The 14,438-nt window shown below is 61.7% G+C and carries 18 protein-coding genes; 9 read left to right on the top strand and 9 right to left on the bottom strand.

Annotated features, from left to right (window positions below):
- Positions 1–7: 7 nt before the first annotated feature.
- Positions 8–361 carry a rhodanese-like domain-containing protein gene (locus SYN9616_RS0110195; protein WP_028952987.1) on the top strand — a complete coding sequence of 118 codons (354 nt, stop codon included), beginning with the start codon at positions 8–10 and terminating at the stop codon, positions 359–361.
- Positions 361–1,341: a heat-inducible transcriptional repressor HrcA gene (hrcA, locus tag SYN9616_RS0110200; RefSeq protein ID WP_028952988.1), complete on the top strand. Its 981-nt coding sequence runs from the start codon at positions 361–363 to the stop codon at positions 1,339–1,341. Before SYN9616_RS0110195 ends, hrcA begins: the two co-directional genes overlap by 1 nt.
- 25 nt (positions 1,342–1,366) lie before the next feature.
- Here hrcA and trpB read toward each other — a convergent pair whose 3' ends face one another.
- A complete protein-coding gene (gene trpB, locus SYN9616_RS0110205) occupies positions 1,367–2,623 on the bottom strand; it encodes a tryptophan synthase subunit beta (protein WP_028952989.1) in 1,257 nt (418 codons plus the stop codon).
- A gap of 21 nt (positions 2,624–2,644) precedes the next feature.
- Entirely contained in the window at positions 2,645–3,604 is a 960-nt protein-coding gene (locus tag SYN9616_RS0110210; protein ID WP_028952990.1) for a class I SAM-dependent methyltransferase, read from the bottom strand.
- A gap of 28 nt (positions 3,605–3,632) precedes the next feature.
- On the opposite strand from SYN9616_RS0110210, the gene SYN9616_RS0110215 reads away from it, so the two are divergent.
- Both SYN9616_RS0110215 and cysC read left to right on the top strand, forming a co-directional pair.
- Positions 3,633–3,956, top strand: coding sequence for a translation initiation factor (locus SYN9616_RS0110215; protein ID WP_028952991.1), 324 nt, complete (start codon positions 3,633–3,635; stop codon positions 3,954–3,956).
- 78 nt (positions 3,957–4,034) lie between these two features.
- Complete coding sequence (gene cysC, locus SYN9616_RS0110220) at positions 4,035–4,655, top strand: adenylyl-sulfate kinase (RefSeq protein ID WP_028952992.1); 621 nt, start codon at positions 4,035–4,037, stop codon at positions 4,653–4,655.
- Here the strand turns inward: cysC and SYN9616_RS0110225 are convergent.
- Entirely contained in the window at positions 4,615–5,691 is a 1,077-nt protein-coding gene (locus SYN9616_RS0110225; protein ID WP_028952993.1) for an AI-2E family transporter, read from the bottom strand. The genes cysC and SYN9616_RS0110225 overlap by 41 nt on opposite strands.
- A 10-nt stretch (positions 5,692–5,701) precedes the next feature.
- Positions 5,702–6,262 carry a 5-(carboxyamino)imidazole ribonucleotide mutase gene (purE, locus tag SYN9616_RS0110230; protein ID WP_232200318.1) on the bottom strand — a complete coding sequence of 187 codons (561 nt, stop codon included), beginning with the start codon at positions 6,260–6,262 and terminating at the stop codon, positions 5,702–5,704.
- Between the two features lie 56 nt (positions 6,263–6,318).
- Here purE and SYN9616_RS0110235 point away from each other — a divergent pair, with 56 nt between their 5' ends.
- The 3 genes from SYN9616_RS0110235 to SYN9616_RS0110245 all read left to right on the top strand — a co-directional run bounded on the left by SYN9616_RS0110235 (position 6,319) and on the right by SYN9616_RS0110245 (position 8,626).
- Entirely contained in the window at positions 6,319–7,470 is a 1,152-nt protein-coding gene (locus SYN9616_RS0110235) for an N-acetylglucosamine-6-phosphate deacetylase (RefSeq protein WP_028952995.1), read from the top strand.
- A gap of 27 nt (positions 7,471–7,497) precedes the next feature.
- Complete coding sequence (bchM, locus tag SYN9616_RS0110240; protein WP_028952996.1) at positions 7,498–8,211, top strand: magnesium protoporphyrin IX methyltransferase; 714 nt, start codon at positions 7,498–7,500, stop codon at positions 8,209–8,211.
- Between the two features lie 178 nt (positions 8,212–8,389).
- Entirely contained in the window at positions 8,390–8,626 is a 237-nt protein-coding gene (locus SYN9616_RS0110245) for a S8 family serine peptidase (protein WP_156918759.1), read from the top strand.
- Between the two features lie 97 nt (positions 8,627–8,723).
- Here SYN9616_RS0110245 and SYN9616_RS15675 read toward each other — a convergent pair whose 3' ends face one another.
- From SYN9616_RS15675 to SYN9616_RS0110260, 3 genes are read right to left on the bottom strand one after another with little or no spacing between them, the layout of a single operon-like run.
- Positions 8,724–9,683, bottom strand: a complete 960-nt coding sequence (locus SYN9616_RS15675; RefSeq protein WP_084218339.1) for an RNA pseudouridine synthase — start codon at positions 9,681–9,683, stop codon at positions 8,724–8,726.
- Positions 9,680–10,411, bottom strand: a complete 732-nt coding sequence (locus SYN9616_RS0110255) for a response regulator transcription factor (protein WP_028952998.1) — start codon at positions 10,409–10,411, stop codon at positions 9,680–9,682. The genes SYN9616_RS15675 and SYN9616_RS0110255 overlap by 4 nt, the downstream gene beginning before the upstream one ends.
- 39 nt (positions 10,412–10,450) lie before the next feature.
- Positions 10,451–10,948, bottom strand: coding sequence for a hypothetical protein (locus SYN9616_RS0110260; protein ID WP_369791943.1), 498 nt, complete (start codon positions 10,946–10,948; stop codon positions 10,451–10,453).
- A gap of 35 nt (positions 10,949–10,983) precedes the next feature.
- On the opposite strand from SYN9616_RS0110260, the gene SYN9616_RS0110265 reads away from it, so the two are divergent.
- Both SYN9616_RS0110265 and SYN9616_RS0110270 read left to right on the top strand, forming a co-directional pair.
- Complete coding sequence (locus SYN9616_RS0110265; RefSeq protein WP_255326795.1) at positions 10,984–12,162, top strand: cysteine desulfurase family protein; 1,179 nt, start codon at positions 10,984–10,986, stop codon at positions 12,160–12,162.
- A 33-nt stretch (positions 12,163–12,195) separates the two neighbouring features.
- Positions 12,196–12,999: a hypothetical protein gene (locus SYN9616_RS0110270; protein WP_028953001.1), complete on the top strand. Its 804-nt coding sequence runs from the start codon at positions 12,196–12,198 to the stop codon at positions 12,997–12,999.
- 4 nt (positions 13,000–13,003) lie between these two features.
- Here SYN9616_RS0110270 and SYN9616_RS0110275 read toward each other — a convergent pair whose 3' ends face one another.
- Both SYN9616_RS0110275 and rsmH read right to left on the bottom strand, forming a co-directional pair.
- Complete coding sequence (locus tag SYN9616_RS0110275) at positions 13,004–13,513, bottom strand: DUF456 family protein (protein WP_028953002.1); 510 nt, start codon at positions 13,511–13,513, stop codon at positions 13,004–13,006.
- Positions 13,503–14,402 carry a 16S rRNA (cytosine(1402)-N(4))-methyltransferase RsmH gene (gene rsmH / locus SYN9616_RS0110280; protein ID WP_037990945.1) on the bottom strand — a complete coding sequence of 300 codons (900 nt, stop codon included), beginning with the start codon at positions 14,400–14,402 and terminating at the stop codon, positions 13,503–13,505. The genes SYN9616_RS0110275 and rsmH overlap by 11 nt, the downstream gene beginning before the upstream one ends.
- Between the last annotated feature and the right edge of the window lie 36 nt (positions 14,403–14,438).

The raw sequence follows: 14,438 nt of genomic DNA on the forward strand, positions 1-14,438 counted from the left end.
TGGCGCCATGCACAGCACGGATCCACGCTCGATCTCAGCTCCTGAGCTGCATCGCTGGCTCGAGGCGGAAGGCATGCCACCCCGGCTCATCGACGTACGGGAGGACAGCGAATTAGAGGTTGCACCCTTCCCGGGAGACGTTCTGCATCTGCCTCTGAGTCGCTCCAGCGACTGGATGGATACGGTTCTGGGCGAACTGCAGACCGACCGGGCGGTGGTGGTGCTGTGCCATGCCGGAATCCGCAGCCGACATTTCGGACTGTGGCTGCTTGCACAGAATGGCGCACTGGAGGTGTGGAATCTTGAGGGTGGAATTGATGCCTGGAGTCTCCAGGTCGATCCCGCAGTTCCCCGGTACTGATGAAGCCCCTGTCTACAAGACAACAAGAGGTGCTGCAGGCCACCGTGCATCACTACGTGGACACGATCGAACCCGTGGGCAGTCGCACCCTGGTTCAGCGCTTCGGGCTGAAGGCAAGCTCAGCGACGGTTCGTTCCGCGATGGGTGCCCTGGAGCAGCGGGGACTGCTCACGCAACCTCATACATCAGCGGGGCGAGTCCCGAGCCCACTGGGCTACCGCCATTACGTGGATTGCCTGCTGCCTGAACCCGGCGTTGCCGTGCAACATCTCGAACGGGAGCTCACAGGCCTCAGCCTGCGCTGGGCAGCGCTGGATGATCTGCTTCTGCAGCTGGCGCGGCGACTCACCGATTTCACCGGCCTGATGAGTTTGATCACGCGGCCGGGAGGCACCCAGGCTCAGCTGGAAGCGATCCGACTTGTTTCCAGTGGCGATCGCCTGCTGGTGATGCTGGTTGAGGACAGCGGACGCGCGAGCCATCTCAACCTTCGTCTCCCCCATGGCGCCGAAGACGAACTCAAAGCGGTGGAGCGCTGGATCGATCAGCAACTCGCCGACGGTGGCCTGAACTGGAATTCACTGCCTCCCCACCTGCAGAGAAGTGGGGATGTGCTGCGCAGCGCCCTCGATCAATCCAGCTCGGTGACGAATACGGAGCAACCCACCGTGGTGCACGGCCTATCGCGTTTGTTGGCCGAGCCTGAATTTCAGACGGTTCAGGAGCTCAGGCCCCTGATGGAGTTGATCGATGAACGCCCGGGCGCGCTTGTTGGGGCAGGGCAGCAGGCCAGGGTCTGGATCGGCGATGAACATCCCCAAACCGCCATGCAGCCCTGCGCCGTTGTGCAGGCTCCCTACCGCTGCGGCAGCGACGGGATTGGACAGGTCGCTCTGATCGGACCGATGCGCATGGCTTACGCCACGGCCCGAGCCGCCGTGCAACGGGTGGCCAGACACCTGGAAATACTGCTCGGCTGAGAAGCAGGCAAAGACCGTTGGCCCCTCAGAGCTGGTCGCCGAGCTTGTCAGCGACGGTGTTGACGTCCTTGTCACCCCGGCCGGAACAGTTGATCACGATCTCGCTCCCATCAGGAAGGCTGGGACAGAGGGTTTCGAGCCAGGCGAATGCGTGGGCCGTCTCAAGGGCAGGGATGATTCCCTCGAGCTCACTGACCTTCCTCAGCGCATCAAGGGCTTGCTGGTCCGTCACGGCAGAGTATTCAGCGCGCCCGATCTCGCGGAGGTAACTGTGCTCGGGGCCAACACCCGGGTAATCCAGTCCGGCGCTGATGGAATGTGCTTCCTGGACCTGTCCATCACCGTCCTGGAGCAACAGGCTCATGGCGCCATGCAGAACGCCGACACGCCCCTCCGTGATGGTGGCTGCATGGCGACCGGTGTCCACCCCATCACCCGCGGCCTCAACGCCAATCAAACGAACGTCGGTGTCCTGGACGAAGGGATGGAACAGGCCCATGGCGTTGGATCCACCGCCAACGCAAGCCAGCAACACATCCGGCAAGCGTCCGAACGCCTCTTGGCACTGCTGTTTCGTTTCCTGACCAATCACCGCGTGAAAGTCACGCACCAGCATTGGGTAGGGGTGGGGACCGGCCACCGAGCCGAGGATGTAGTGGGTGCTCTCAACATTGGTGACCCAGTCGCGGATCGCCTCGCTGGTGGCGTCCTTGAGGGTTGCCGTGCCAGCGGTGACAGGCTGCACCGTCGCCCCGAGCAACCGCATCCGAAACACATTGAGGGCCTGACGGCGCATGTCCTCTGCACCCATGTAGATCACGCACTCCAGACCGAATCGAGCGCAGACGGTGGCGGTAGCGACGCCGTGCTGGCCGGCGCCGGTCTCGGCGATGATCCGCTTCTTGCCCATGCGCAGGGCCAGCAACGCCTGGCCGAGGGCGTTGTTGATCTTGTGGGCACCGGTGTGATTGAGATCCTCACGCTTCAGCCAGATGCGCGGGCCCCCATCGGCCCGGCGGAAGTGAGCTGTGAGCCGTTCCGCCTCGTACAGAGGCGTGGCTCGTCCCACATAGTTTCTGAGCAGATGGTCAAGCTCTGCTGTGAAACCAGGGTCTTTCCAGGCCTCGGCCGCTGCCTGTTCCAGCTCGGCAAGGGCGGGCATCAGGGTTTCCGGCACGTATTGCCCGCCGTAGCGCCCGAATCGGCCGTGGGCGCCTGGACGCGCTGCCGGTTGCAGACTGACTGGATCCGGGCTGGTGCCGGTCGGCAGGGTGCTGGTCACTGAGCCAAGAGCAGCGTCGGCTTAGCGTAAGCAGGCAATCACGCGATGCCGCGGGTCACAGGCGCTTACCTGCAAATGCTGAAATCCTGCGTGCTTGAGAGCCAGCGGCATGTCGAGGCGGAAATAGTCCTCGATATACGGCTCAGTGCTCTTGAGCAGGGTTGCCACCGCCGCCGGCAGTTTTTGCAGCACGGAGGAGGCGGGATCCTGATCCACCATCACCAGAGCACCTCCCGGGCGCAGCAACCGAGCCGCTTCCGCCAGCACGGCATGGGTGGCCTGCTGAGGCAACTCATGGCAGACGAACTGAAGGCTGATCAGATCCAGGGAACCGGCCTGCAACGCCGTGTCCTCAGCTGCAGCGTGACGCCACTCCGCAACCAGCCCGCCCGCGTCCCTCACCTTGGCCACAGCGAGCATCTCCGGTGAAAGATCAAGGCCGATCACCTCAGGCCTGGGCAGCCCGTTCTGATCAGCACGGCGGTTCAACCAATGGGTCAGAGCCAGCGTGCTGACGCCAACGGAACAACCCAGGTCCACCACCCGCTGTAAAGGGCCAGTCAGCAGCGGCTCCACAGCGTTGTGGATGGCATCACGGAGACGTTTTTGGGCCTGTGCGGGGCTGTGGTCAGCCTCCGGCCACACCCGCAGGGCCATCGCATCGGTGGCCTGCTCCGCTTCAGCTGCAGCCTGCCAGCAGAGATTGCCCTGCTCATAGGCATGGAATCGCACCTTGTAGTAGTCAGGCGGACTCAGCCCGGGGGTGGCGCTGGAGCACACCAGAGGCTCGGCCGCGAGTCGGAGTTCGCTGCGCCGTTTCCGCCATGGAATGCCGTTGCGCTCAGCGGTGCGGATGATCAGTTGGCGGGCCTGAAAAAACAAAGGCCGACGCAACAGGCCAATCCCGATCAACAGCTCGATCACCCGGCCGAGGCCACGGCTCGAATCTGCCCAGCGGGGAGTGGCCACAACATCGGTCATCGAGGATGGAGAGGATTGCAACAGGCAGATGCCGAAAGGAGGCTGGCAGGAGTTCTCCAGCAACGAAAGTCTGCAACGTCCGGCCCCGACGTCTGCGGCGACGCCGAAGCCTCAGCAAATGGTGAGGGTGCAGCCGACGCGCGGCGGCAAGGGCGGCAAAACGGTGACCGTGATTCGAGGTCTGGAACTGGATGTGGCGGGCATGAAGGCCCTGCTGAAAAAGCTGAAGACCAAGATCGGCAGTGGCGGCAGTGCCAAAGACGGTGTGATCGAACTACAGGGCGATCAGGTGGATCTGGCACTGTCACTGCTCAGCGATGAGGGCTACAGGCCAAAACGCGCTGGTGGGTGATCGACCGGGTTGGGTGATCGACCGGGTTGGGTGATCGACCGGGTTGGGTGACAATGGCGGGCACTTCCGCCCGTGGTCATGACCTCAACCGCCCCCAAGGCCACCAACATCGTCTGGCATGAGGCCTCTGTCGATCGGGTGGCACGGGCAGAGCAGCGAGGTCATCGCAGCGCCATCCTCTGGTTCACGGGACTGTCTGGCTCCGGCAAAAGCACCCTGGCCAACGCCGTCAACGCAGCACTGTTCCAACGCGGACTAGCCACCTATGTGCTGGATGGCGACAACATCCGCCATGGGCTCTGCAAGGACCTCGGCTTCTCCGATGCCGACCGGGAGGAGAACATTCGCCGCATTGGCGAGGTGGCCAAGCTGTTTCTCGATTCTGGCGTGATCGTTCTCACAGCCTTCGTCTCCCCGTTTCGCGCCGATCGTGACAAGGCCAGGGCTCTGGTGGCAGACGGTGACTTCATCGAAATCCATTGCGCTGCGGATCTGAGCGTTTGCGAATCACGGGATCCGAAAGGGCTGTATGCCAAGGCCCGCAGCGGTGCCATCAAGGAATTCACGGGGATCTCGAGTCCCTACGAAGCACCTGAAAACCCTGAACTGAAGGTCAACACGGGCGATCAGGATCTCGACGCTTCGGTGGACACCGTGATCAAGGCGCTTGAGGAACGGGGGGTGATTCCTGCTCGCTGAAATCCTCTCGGGCTGCATCGGCCAGGGTCTTGATGCAGCTCGCCACCGGGACGGCCAGCAACAGGCCCAAAAGATCTCCGACGCCAAAAATCCCCCCGAACCTTGCTCCAAGCGGCAATGCGATCAGCAGCCAGGCGGGCTGAAGCCCAACGATGCTGCCCATCAGGCGTGGCTGAATCACCTGATCCACAATCTGGCCAACGGTGATGGCGGCTGCTAACAGGACGAATCCGGTTTGCAGATCCTGAACCGCAAGGATCGCGCTGACGAAAACGATGGTCAGTGCGCTGGCGTAAGGGATCAAAGTGGTGAATCCGATCAACACTGCAAACAGCACGCCGTAAGGGATCTGCAGCAGGCTGAAGACCAACAGCTGACCTCCACTGAGGATCAGAGCCAGGAGCACCTGGCCGGCGAAATAACCACGAAACGTGCGATCCAGGGTGTTGGTAACCAGCCCACGCCAACGCAGGGGCAACCAGAGCGCCAGGCCAGCCGTGATCGAGTCGCCACCCAGCAGCAGAAAAACGGCCAGGACAAGAACAATCACCAGATTGATCGTTGTTCCGACGGTGGCACCGAGGATGCCAAGAAGTCGCTGACTGATCTGGGTTGCCACTCGGCTGAACTGGGTGATCAGATCACTGCTGAGGTCAGCAAAATCGGTGGGCAAGCCATGATTCACGGCCCAGTCCTGCCCCTTGTTCACCAGCTGTTCTGCGGCGCTGAGCAGGGCTGGTGAGGCACTGATCAACTGGCTGAGCTGTTCCACAAGCAGCGGCACCAGCTCAACAGCTGCCAGCACCAGCAAACCGATGGTGAGCAGAACCACCAAGGCGATCGCCAGCCCGCGCTGCACGCCGCGCGCGATCAGCCAGCGGCAGGGAAGATCGAGCAGAAACGCGATCAGAGCAGCGGTGAGGAACAGTCCCGGAAAGGGCGCGAACTGAACCAGCACTCGCTTGATCACGAAGGCGTTGAGGCCCAGCACAGGCAACAACAGTCCCAGGCGCAGCCAGGAAGGCCAGATCGGCATCAGCAGCGAATCAAGAGCGGTGGTGAGGCGATGTCATGGTGTCGAGATAGGTCGTGCTGCCCAGCTCCACCAGGCGGGAATCCTTGGCGACGACTGCATCGTGAAGGCTCCTGCGGTGTTGCGCCAGCCGCATGGCGAGCTCCTGATCGCTGGTCGCCAGGATCTGCGCCGCCAGCAGCCCTGCATTCAGACCTCCACCAATGGCGACTGTCGCAACAGGGATGCCCCCAGGCATCTGCACGATCGAGTGCAGCGAATCCACTCCGGACAAAGCTTTCGTCGTCACCGGCACCCCGATCACCGGCAAGGTGGTGAGGGCGGCAACCATGCCCGGTAGATGAGCAGCACCGCCAGCGCCGGCAATGATCACGCGGATTCCTTGATCTCTGGCCTGTTCCGCGAAGGCCACCATCTCAAGAGGGGTGCGGTGGGCTGAGAGGACGCGTACCTCCACCGCAACGCCGAGATCCCGCAAGATTGCTGCAGCAGGCTCCATGGTTGGCAGATCGGAATCGCTGCCCATCACCACGGCCACACGAACCGATGCTGAGGTCATCGCGGCTCTGGTCATGACAGGTTCCAGCGAGACTGTCATCGTCCCGCACCAGGCCAACGCGGCCAGACCCGATGCGACGGATCACCGATGTGCGTCTGCCGGCCCCCGAGCCAGGGGCATCCGATTCACTCCACTGGCTGCAACTGAACAGCCGCGGGATCATCATCGACATCGAGCCGACCGCAGGCGACGAATCACTTGCTGGTGAGTCCTGGGACGGTGACTGGGTCAGCCCGCGCGGGATCGATCTGCAAATCAATGGCGGGCTGGGCCTGGCCTTTCCGGAACTGAAGAGCAACGATCTGCCGCGCCTGATCGAGCTGCTCGATCGGCTGTGGGCGGATGGTGTTGAAGCCATCGCACCAACGTTGGTGACCTGTGCGCTCGAGCCACTGCGGGAAGCACTCAGCGTCCTGCATCTGGCCAGAACTCAGCATCAGGCCGGTCGCTGTCGCTTGCTGGGAGCCCATCTGGAAGGTCCATTTCTGGCAGAAGCCCGTCGCGGCGCACATCCGCTGGCGCATCTGGCCGAACCGAGCCTCCCGGCACTGAGGAAACGCATCAGAGGCTTTGAAGAGGAGATCGCCCTGATGACCCTGGCTCCAGAGCTGGAGGGCGCCGATGCGGTGATCGCTGAGCTGCAGGACCACAGTGTGCTGGTGGCGCTGGGACACAGCGCTGCCAAGGCAGATGAGGCCAATAGAGCCTTCTCGCAAGGAGTGGGAATGATCACCCATGCCTTCAACGCGATGCCCGGTCTTCACCACAGAGCGCCGGGACCTTTGGGAGAAGCCTGCCGCCGAGGTGGGATTGCCCTCGGGCTAATCGCCGATGGCGTGCATGTGGCACCCACGATGGCTGTGCTGCTGCAGCGCCTTGCACCGGAGCAGATCGTGCTGGTGAGCGATGCCCTGGCCCCTTACGGCCTGGCGGATGGCGAACACCGCTGGGACGAACGGGTGCTGCTGGTGCAGAACGGCACCTGCCGCCTGGAGGATGGAACCCTTGCGGGGGTGACGCTGCCGCTGCTCGAAGGCGTGAAGCGGCTGGCCAGCTGGAGTGATCGCCCCGGCGCAGCCATCTGGAGTGCCACGGTCGCCCCAAGACAGACGATCGGCCTGGCGAACGGCTTGCGCGACAGCCTGATCGGCCAGTCGCTGAACTCGCTGCTGCGCTGGTCACAGAGCAGCTCTGGCAACTTGACCTGGCAGAGCGCTGTTTAGGATCCCGCCGACCCAAATCCACCCCCCATGGCCTCTGATCAGCTGCTTGAGCAGAAACAGGCTGAGAAACAGGAGGTGAAGGGCTACTTCGAAACCACCGGCTTTGATCGCTGGAACCGCATCTACAGCGAAAGCGACGATGTGAACAAGGTTCAGCGCAACATCCGTATCGGTCATCAGAAGACCGTGGATGAAGTGCTGGCCTGGATCAAAGAGAGCGATGAACTCAACGAGGTGAGCTTCTGCGATGCCGGCTGCGGTGTTGGCAGCCTCAGCCTGCCGCTGGCTGCCATGGGCGCTGGATCAGTCAGTGCCAGCGATATTTCCGAAGCCATGGCCCAGGAGGCGGAGCGCCGGGCCCGCGAGGCTGGCCTCGACATGTCGAAATTGAACTTCTTCGCCAGCGACCTGGAAAGCCTGAGCGGCTCGTTCCACACGGTGTGCTGCCTGGACGTGTTCATTCATTACCCCCAGCAACCGGCCGAGGAGATGGTGAAACACCTCTGTGGTCTCACCGAAGAGCGTCTGATCGTGAGCTTTGCGCCCTACACGCCGCTGCTGGCGCTGCTGAAGGGCATCGGCCAGCTCTTTCCAGGCCCCAGCAAGACCACCCGGGCCTACACACTCAAGGAAGAAGGCATTGTGAGCGCCGCCGAAGCCTGCGGCTTCAAGCTGGTGCGCCGCAGCCTGAACAAAGCACCCTTTTATTTCTCCCGCCTGATCGAGTTCCGCAAAGCCTGAAGCGCGAGCTCAATCAACACGTTCGAACAATCCAGAGCACACATTTGATATCAAGAGACAAAAATTGTCTTTGCAATTATATCTTGACGTGACATGACAGCCATGGATCAAACAAGAAAAATATTCGCATCATGCAAAAGCAAATCCGCGTCCAATTCGACGAGTAGACCGCCCGTTTTTGGCCGCCCCCATGGTGTCTGGATCTGCGGCAATGATCTGGAGTGCAAAACCATCATTGGGGGCTAATGACGTGAAACACATCCTGCTCAAATCTGCAGATAAACTGGACACCCTGAAGCCCTTTGTGAAAGGTGGGAACAGCTTGCACCTCTATAAAGCAATGTTGATGGCACATGAAGATGACCTTGATGCTGCTTCTGAAGATATGCCATTTTGTGTCCCCGAAAGTCTCTGAATGCAATCCGCATATTTGACATCAACATTCAATGCGACCGTTTGATATTGCAAGGGAGGAATGAATCAGGTCCAGCTGTCTCTGAGTTCGACAATGTTCAATCCACCCCGCACACGTTCAACGACGAAGCAGGCCAAACAAACGGGCTGAAACCAACCGGTGGAGGGCAAGCCAATGTGAGGCCAGCCCCCTCAAACCGCCAGGCATGCAACCGATACCCCCCATCACCGGGTGTTGCTGTTGTTGAAATCCCCTGGTTGAGCAAATACAACGGATCGCCGAGCAAAGGGCTGCCCAGCTGGGCCAGATGAATACGAATTTGATGAGGTCGTCCCGTGGTGATCGTCACCTTCAAACGATCACCATCAGCGCTCCTCTCCAGCAACCTCAATTCGGATCGGGCAGAGAGCCGCTTCCGAATCGCCTCTGCCGTCATGGGTTCCGGCCCCCAGATCCAGCCCAGCAGTGGATGCTGCCGCTCGACAACATCTGTTTCCACCACAAGCGTGTTGCCCGGTTCGAGCCCCACAACCCGCTGGGTCCAGGCCTGATAGACCTTGCAGCAATTCCCCTCCGGCCGGAAAAGCCGCGACAGTGCTGCCCGCGTTTTCGCTTGCCGCGCACAGAGCTGTAGCCCTGAGGTGAAGCGCCCCAGACGGTGCACGGGCTGCGCACCCACCGGCTCCAACAGTGACGTGAGCGTGTGGCGCAGAAAGCCACCCCCCGGCATCACCGGCAAACCCGAGGGCTTGTTGATCACGAGCAGGTCGCCATCGTCGTGAATCGTCTCCCACTGATCGGGAATGGCCGGCTCCAACCAGGGAGCACGCCGCCAGAGAATCGATTCACCCCCTCGCAACAACCGATCAACCTCAAGGCGCTGGCCATCGCAATCCAGCTCACCGTTGACGATCCGCTCAAGCCACAACTCCGCAGGGGAGTGGCGATAACGGCTGGCCAGCCAGTCGCTCAAGACGATGTCAGCCTCAGCCGTTGGCACCCTGTCGTGATAGGTCCAGCCCTGATTCAGGGCCGCCTCACGCCAGCCCGTTTTCAAGTCACCAGACGGTGTTCAAGGGCGTAGCGCACCAGCTCCGTGCGGCTGGAGGTGCCGGTTTTGTTGAACAAGCGGCTCACGTATTTCTCCACATTGCGGATCGACGTCTCCAGCTGACGGGCGATCTCCTTGTTCATCAACCCTTCGGCCACCAGCTGCAGGACACTGGCCTCCCGCGGCGTGAAGCTGTGCACCACCGGCTCCTTGGAGGGCAGGGCTTCGGCCTGGGCCAGGAGTGAGCGGATTTCAGTGATCTGCTTCGCCATCTGACCCATATCCGTGTCAGCGAAACGGGCCGCTTCCTGCAGTAAGCGCTGCTGGCGCTGAGCCACATTGCGCACTCTTGCCACCAGCTCATCGGGATCGAACGGCTTGGGGATGTAGTCGTCAACGCCAGCGAGGTAGCCCTGGGTGCGGTCCGCCGTCATGCCTTTGGCGGTGAGGAAGATCACCGGCGTGCCACCGAGCCGTTCATCCGCTCTCAACTTCTTGAGCAGGCCATAGCCATCCAGGCGCGGCATCATCACATCGCTGATCACGAGATCGGGCAGCATCTGCTGGGCTTTGACAAAACCCTCCTCACCATCAACCGCTGTGGTGACTTCAAAGCCTTCGTCTTCCAGATAAGCCTGCACTGCTGTGCGCAGCCCAGGTTCGTCATCGACAAGCAGCAATCGGGGAGCCGGTGCTTCCTGTTCGTCTGTTGTTGGAATCGGCGCGTCGCTCATCGCTGCAGTCGCTCTGGCCGCAATGTATGCAGGGCAGACTCAGGGAGCCAGTGCGGGTAACAGCTCCTGGCGTTCGGGAATCAGGGTGCTGTAGCCCAACGACAAGGCTTTTTCACGCAACGTGGCTGGATCGGTTCCTGCCATCTCCGGTACACAGGCTGCCCACCAGACGAGGTGATCCTCGCGGTTGGACGCATTCACCGAGCCGCCGGGATTCACGGTGTTCACATAAACAGCGTTGAGCGTGCGTTTCACCCGCAGAGGGGATTGAAGACTGCAGCTCACCGACTCTGAGTAGATGTTGAGATCTGCCGGAGACTCTTCCCAGATCTGATAACTGCGCAAGTCCGGATCCGTTTTCCCTCGCTTGATGGCATAGATGCCGATGACCAGATTCCCTCCCGCATCCGGTTTCTCAATCAGGATCTGCAGATCGCTGGGCCTGGAATTCCGCATCTGCTCAAGAACGTCCTTGCGATCAATCGCCTGCAGAGGATCAGCGTTCAACACCACCGGAAGCACGGCAACCGCGGCCATCAGCAGGTTGGACCTCAGGGAGCGCATTCGCATCTGTGCAGAAACCTTCGCACCATGGTGGCAAGAACATCTCCTGTGAACTGACTCGCGCACCCCTCGCTTTCGATTACCAGGCGACCACCCCCTGCGCTGAGGAGGTGGTTGAGGCGATGGCGCCCTACTGGAGCGATCACTGGGGAACCCCCTCCAGCCGGCAGCATCGGCTGGGTCTGACCGCCTCCGCCGCCGTCAGCGTGGCGCGCAAACAGCTGGCGGAATGCCTGGCGATCACTCCGGAGCGGATCGTTTTCACCAGTGGAGCCACAGAGGCCAACAACCTGGCATTGCTCGGCCGGGCTCGTGCCTGTGGCCGTGGCCATCTGATCAGCGTTGCCAGCGAACATCACGCCGTGCTCGATCCGCTGCGGCAACTGGAACGCGAGGGGTTCAGCGTCAGCCTGCTACAGCCCGGGCGCGATGGACTCCTCGACCCGAAACAGCTCGAGGACGCGGTCAGCAGCGACACGATCCTCGTGAGCGTGATGGCAGCCAACAATGAAATCGGCGTTCTGCAGCCGCTCAGCGCTCTAGCGGCGATCTGCCAGGCCAACAACATTGCCTTTCACTGCGATGCGGCCCAGGCCTTTGGGCACATTCCCCTGCAACCGGATGCCCTGGGACTGGACCTGGTGAGCCTGAGCGCCCACAAGCTGTATGGCCCCAAAGGCATCGGCGCCCTGATCGTCAAGGACGGCATCAGCCTCACCCCGCTGCAGTGGGGGGGAGGACAGGAGCAAGATCTGCGTGCTGGAACGGTGCCGACACCCTTGGTTGTGGGCTTTGCAGCGGCCGCCCGCCTGGCTCTGGCCGATCAGGAGTCCCGTGCTGTGCGACTGCGCGGCCTGCGTGATCGACTCTGGGCAGGCTTGAAGCAGAACCTTCCGCAGATTCAACTGAACGGCCCCCTCGAGCCACGTTTGCCGCACAACCTCAACATCACGGCGCCTGGCATCAACGGCAGCCGCCTGCATCGCGCCCTGCGACCTCAACTGCAATGCAGCAGCGGCTCTGCCTGCAGCCGTGGAGAACCATCCCATGTCCTAAGAGCGATTGGCCGCTCCACTAAGGACGCAGAAGCGTCTCTGCGCCTCAGCCTTGGACGGACGACCACGGCCGGCGAGATCGATGAAGCAATCCAACTGATCACATCGGCCATCCATGCGCTGAGTCCCTGAACTCACTAATTTCCAGCTGATTGATCCCCTGCAATGACCGCCACATCAGCACCTTCACTGGATGTTGGCCTTGCGATCCGAGACGGGTGGCAGGCGTTCTGTCGCGCACCCTGGCCGTTCGTCGGCTTCATCGTCCTGACGGGGATTCTGTCCCAGCTGGCAACGCTGATTCCAGGCATTGGCTGGGTGGCGTCGATCGTCATCAATCTCTGGGGAGGCGTGGGACTGATCCGAGGCTCCTGGATCGCACTTGAGGGCCGCACACTGCGGTTCGCCGATCTGACGGGCTGGGACGGACGGGCTGTCCTGCGCCTGTTCACGCGCCAACTGGTGCTGGGTCTGCTGATCAGCCTGATCGTGCTGGTGATGATCAGCCTCGCTTTCGTCGCGTCCGGTGGGCCAGCGATGCTTGTGGAGCTGGTCGACAAACTCGTCGCGCTGACCCCCGATGAGGAGCTGATGACAGAGGAGCTTCTGTCATCCAGCTCGATGCTCGGTGAGCGCCTGGTGACAAGCCCGTTGGCCGGTCTGTCTTTTCTGATCGGAGGGGTGCTGCTCTTCTACCTCCAGGTCAACCAAGCCTTCCTTGGATTCATCGCACTGCTGGAAGGACGTGGACCGATCAGCACCATCCAGCGTGGACGTGCTGTGGTGGACGGCCAGTGGTGGCAGGTGCTGGGTCTGCTGATCCTGGAAACGCTGATCCTGTTCATCGGCTTCGTCCTGGTTCTGGTTGGTCTGCTGGCTGCCGTTCCGCTGACGTTCTGCATCAGCGGCGCGGCCTACCGCCAACTGTTCGGGACAGAGGATCAGGCCGGACTGCTCAACGGACAGTGATCAATCAACTGAAAGTGAGAATCACGAATCCTGTGACCCCGATCAAGGCCAGCAGCACCTGAGCGACCTGGCTCACCAGCAAGGCCACCACCACGGCCAAACCCACCCTGGCCGCCTGATTCAATCTGGCGGCCCAGGCCAGATCCGGAGCCCGGGAACGCAGGGACCAGGCTTCCACGAGGGCTGCGCCAAGCCAGGGAGCCAGAAGTAGTCCCAGGCCACCTGAGAACACTCCGATCAACACGCCTACACCGGCACCCAGCAGCGCCCAGCGACTTGCCTGCTGATTCGCCGTCGCCAGACTCACCGCCAGAACGTCGGCCATCAATCCCAGGCCGAAGATCAGAAGCGCCAGCAACAAGGAAGGCCATCCGGCACTCCACCCCACCTGAAGGCACCAGAGGCCAGCGCCCAAAGGGAGCCAGAGCAACCCTGGCAACACGGGCACGATGACTCCGGGAACAGCCAGAAGCTGCAGGCCGAGCGCCAGCCACCAAATCAGTTCAGGCGTCATCTGGCCTGCGCCGTGCAAGCCGCCATTTCGCACTGCGACTGCGCGGATTGCTCTGTTGCTCCTCTTCAGAGGCGACCAGTGGCTTACGCGTGATGCGCTCCAGGCGCTGATCCTCAACAAAGGCCTGCTTTACCCGACGGTCCTCCAGTGAGTGGAAACTGATGATCCCCAGCAGCCCATGGGGCCCCAGCCAATCCGGAGCGCGCTGCAGCAGACGCTCCAGCACCTCCAGTTCCCTGTTGACGGCAATGCGCAGCGCTTGAAACGTCCGCGTTGCCGGGTGGATCCGTCCACGTCGAGCCTTCGGTGGATAGCAACCGGCAACGGCATAGGCGAGGTCTGCCGTTCCGGCATAGGAACCCTGGAAGGCCAGATCAGATTTGATGCGTCGAGCGATTCGGCGCGACAGCCTCTCCTCGCCATAGCCATAAATCAAATCGGCGAGAGCTGACTCCTCCAGCCGCTCAATCAGTTCGCCAGCGGTTTCGCCCCCTCCAGCTGGGTTCATGCGCATGTCCAGGGGACCATCCAGCCGAAAGCTGAAGCCACGTTCAGCCTGATCCAGTTGAGGGCTGCTCACCCCAAGATCCACAAGAACCATCACAGCCGGTTCATTCGGGGTGAAATCAGCAAAATTCGTTGCCGTGATCTGAATCCGATCCGAAAACGGCGCCAAGCGATCCACGGCCGCAGCTCGTGCGGCTGGATCCTGATCAAGCCCCACCAACCTCAGCTGGGGATGACGTTCCAGCAGTAAGGCGCTGTGGCCTCCTCCTCCGAGGGTGGCGTCGATGAGGACTCCATCCTGGCTCGGCAAAGCCTCGGCAGCCTGCAAGACGACGTTCGCCAGCACCGACAAGTGACAGAACTCAGACGAGATCGACAACAGCTGCCTGGGGTGGACTCCTTAAGATTGGTTCATCGC

This window comes from Synechococcus sp. CC9616, from assembly GCF_000515235.1.
Taxonomy (GTDB): Bacteria; Cyanobacteriota; Cyanobacteriia; order PCC-6307; family Cyanobiaceae; genus Parasynechococcus.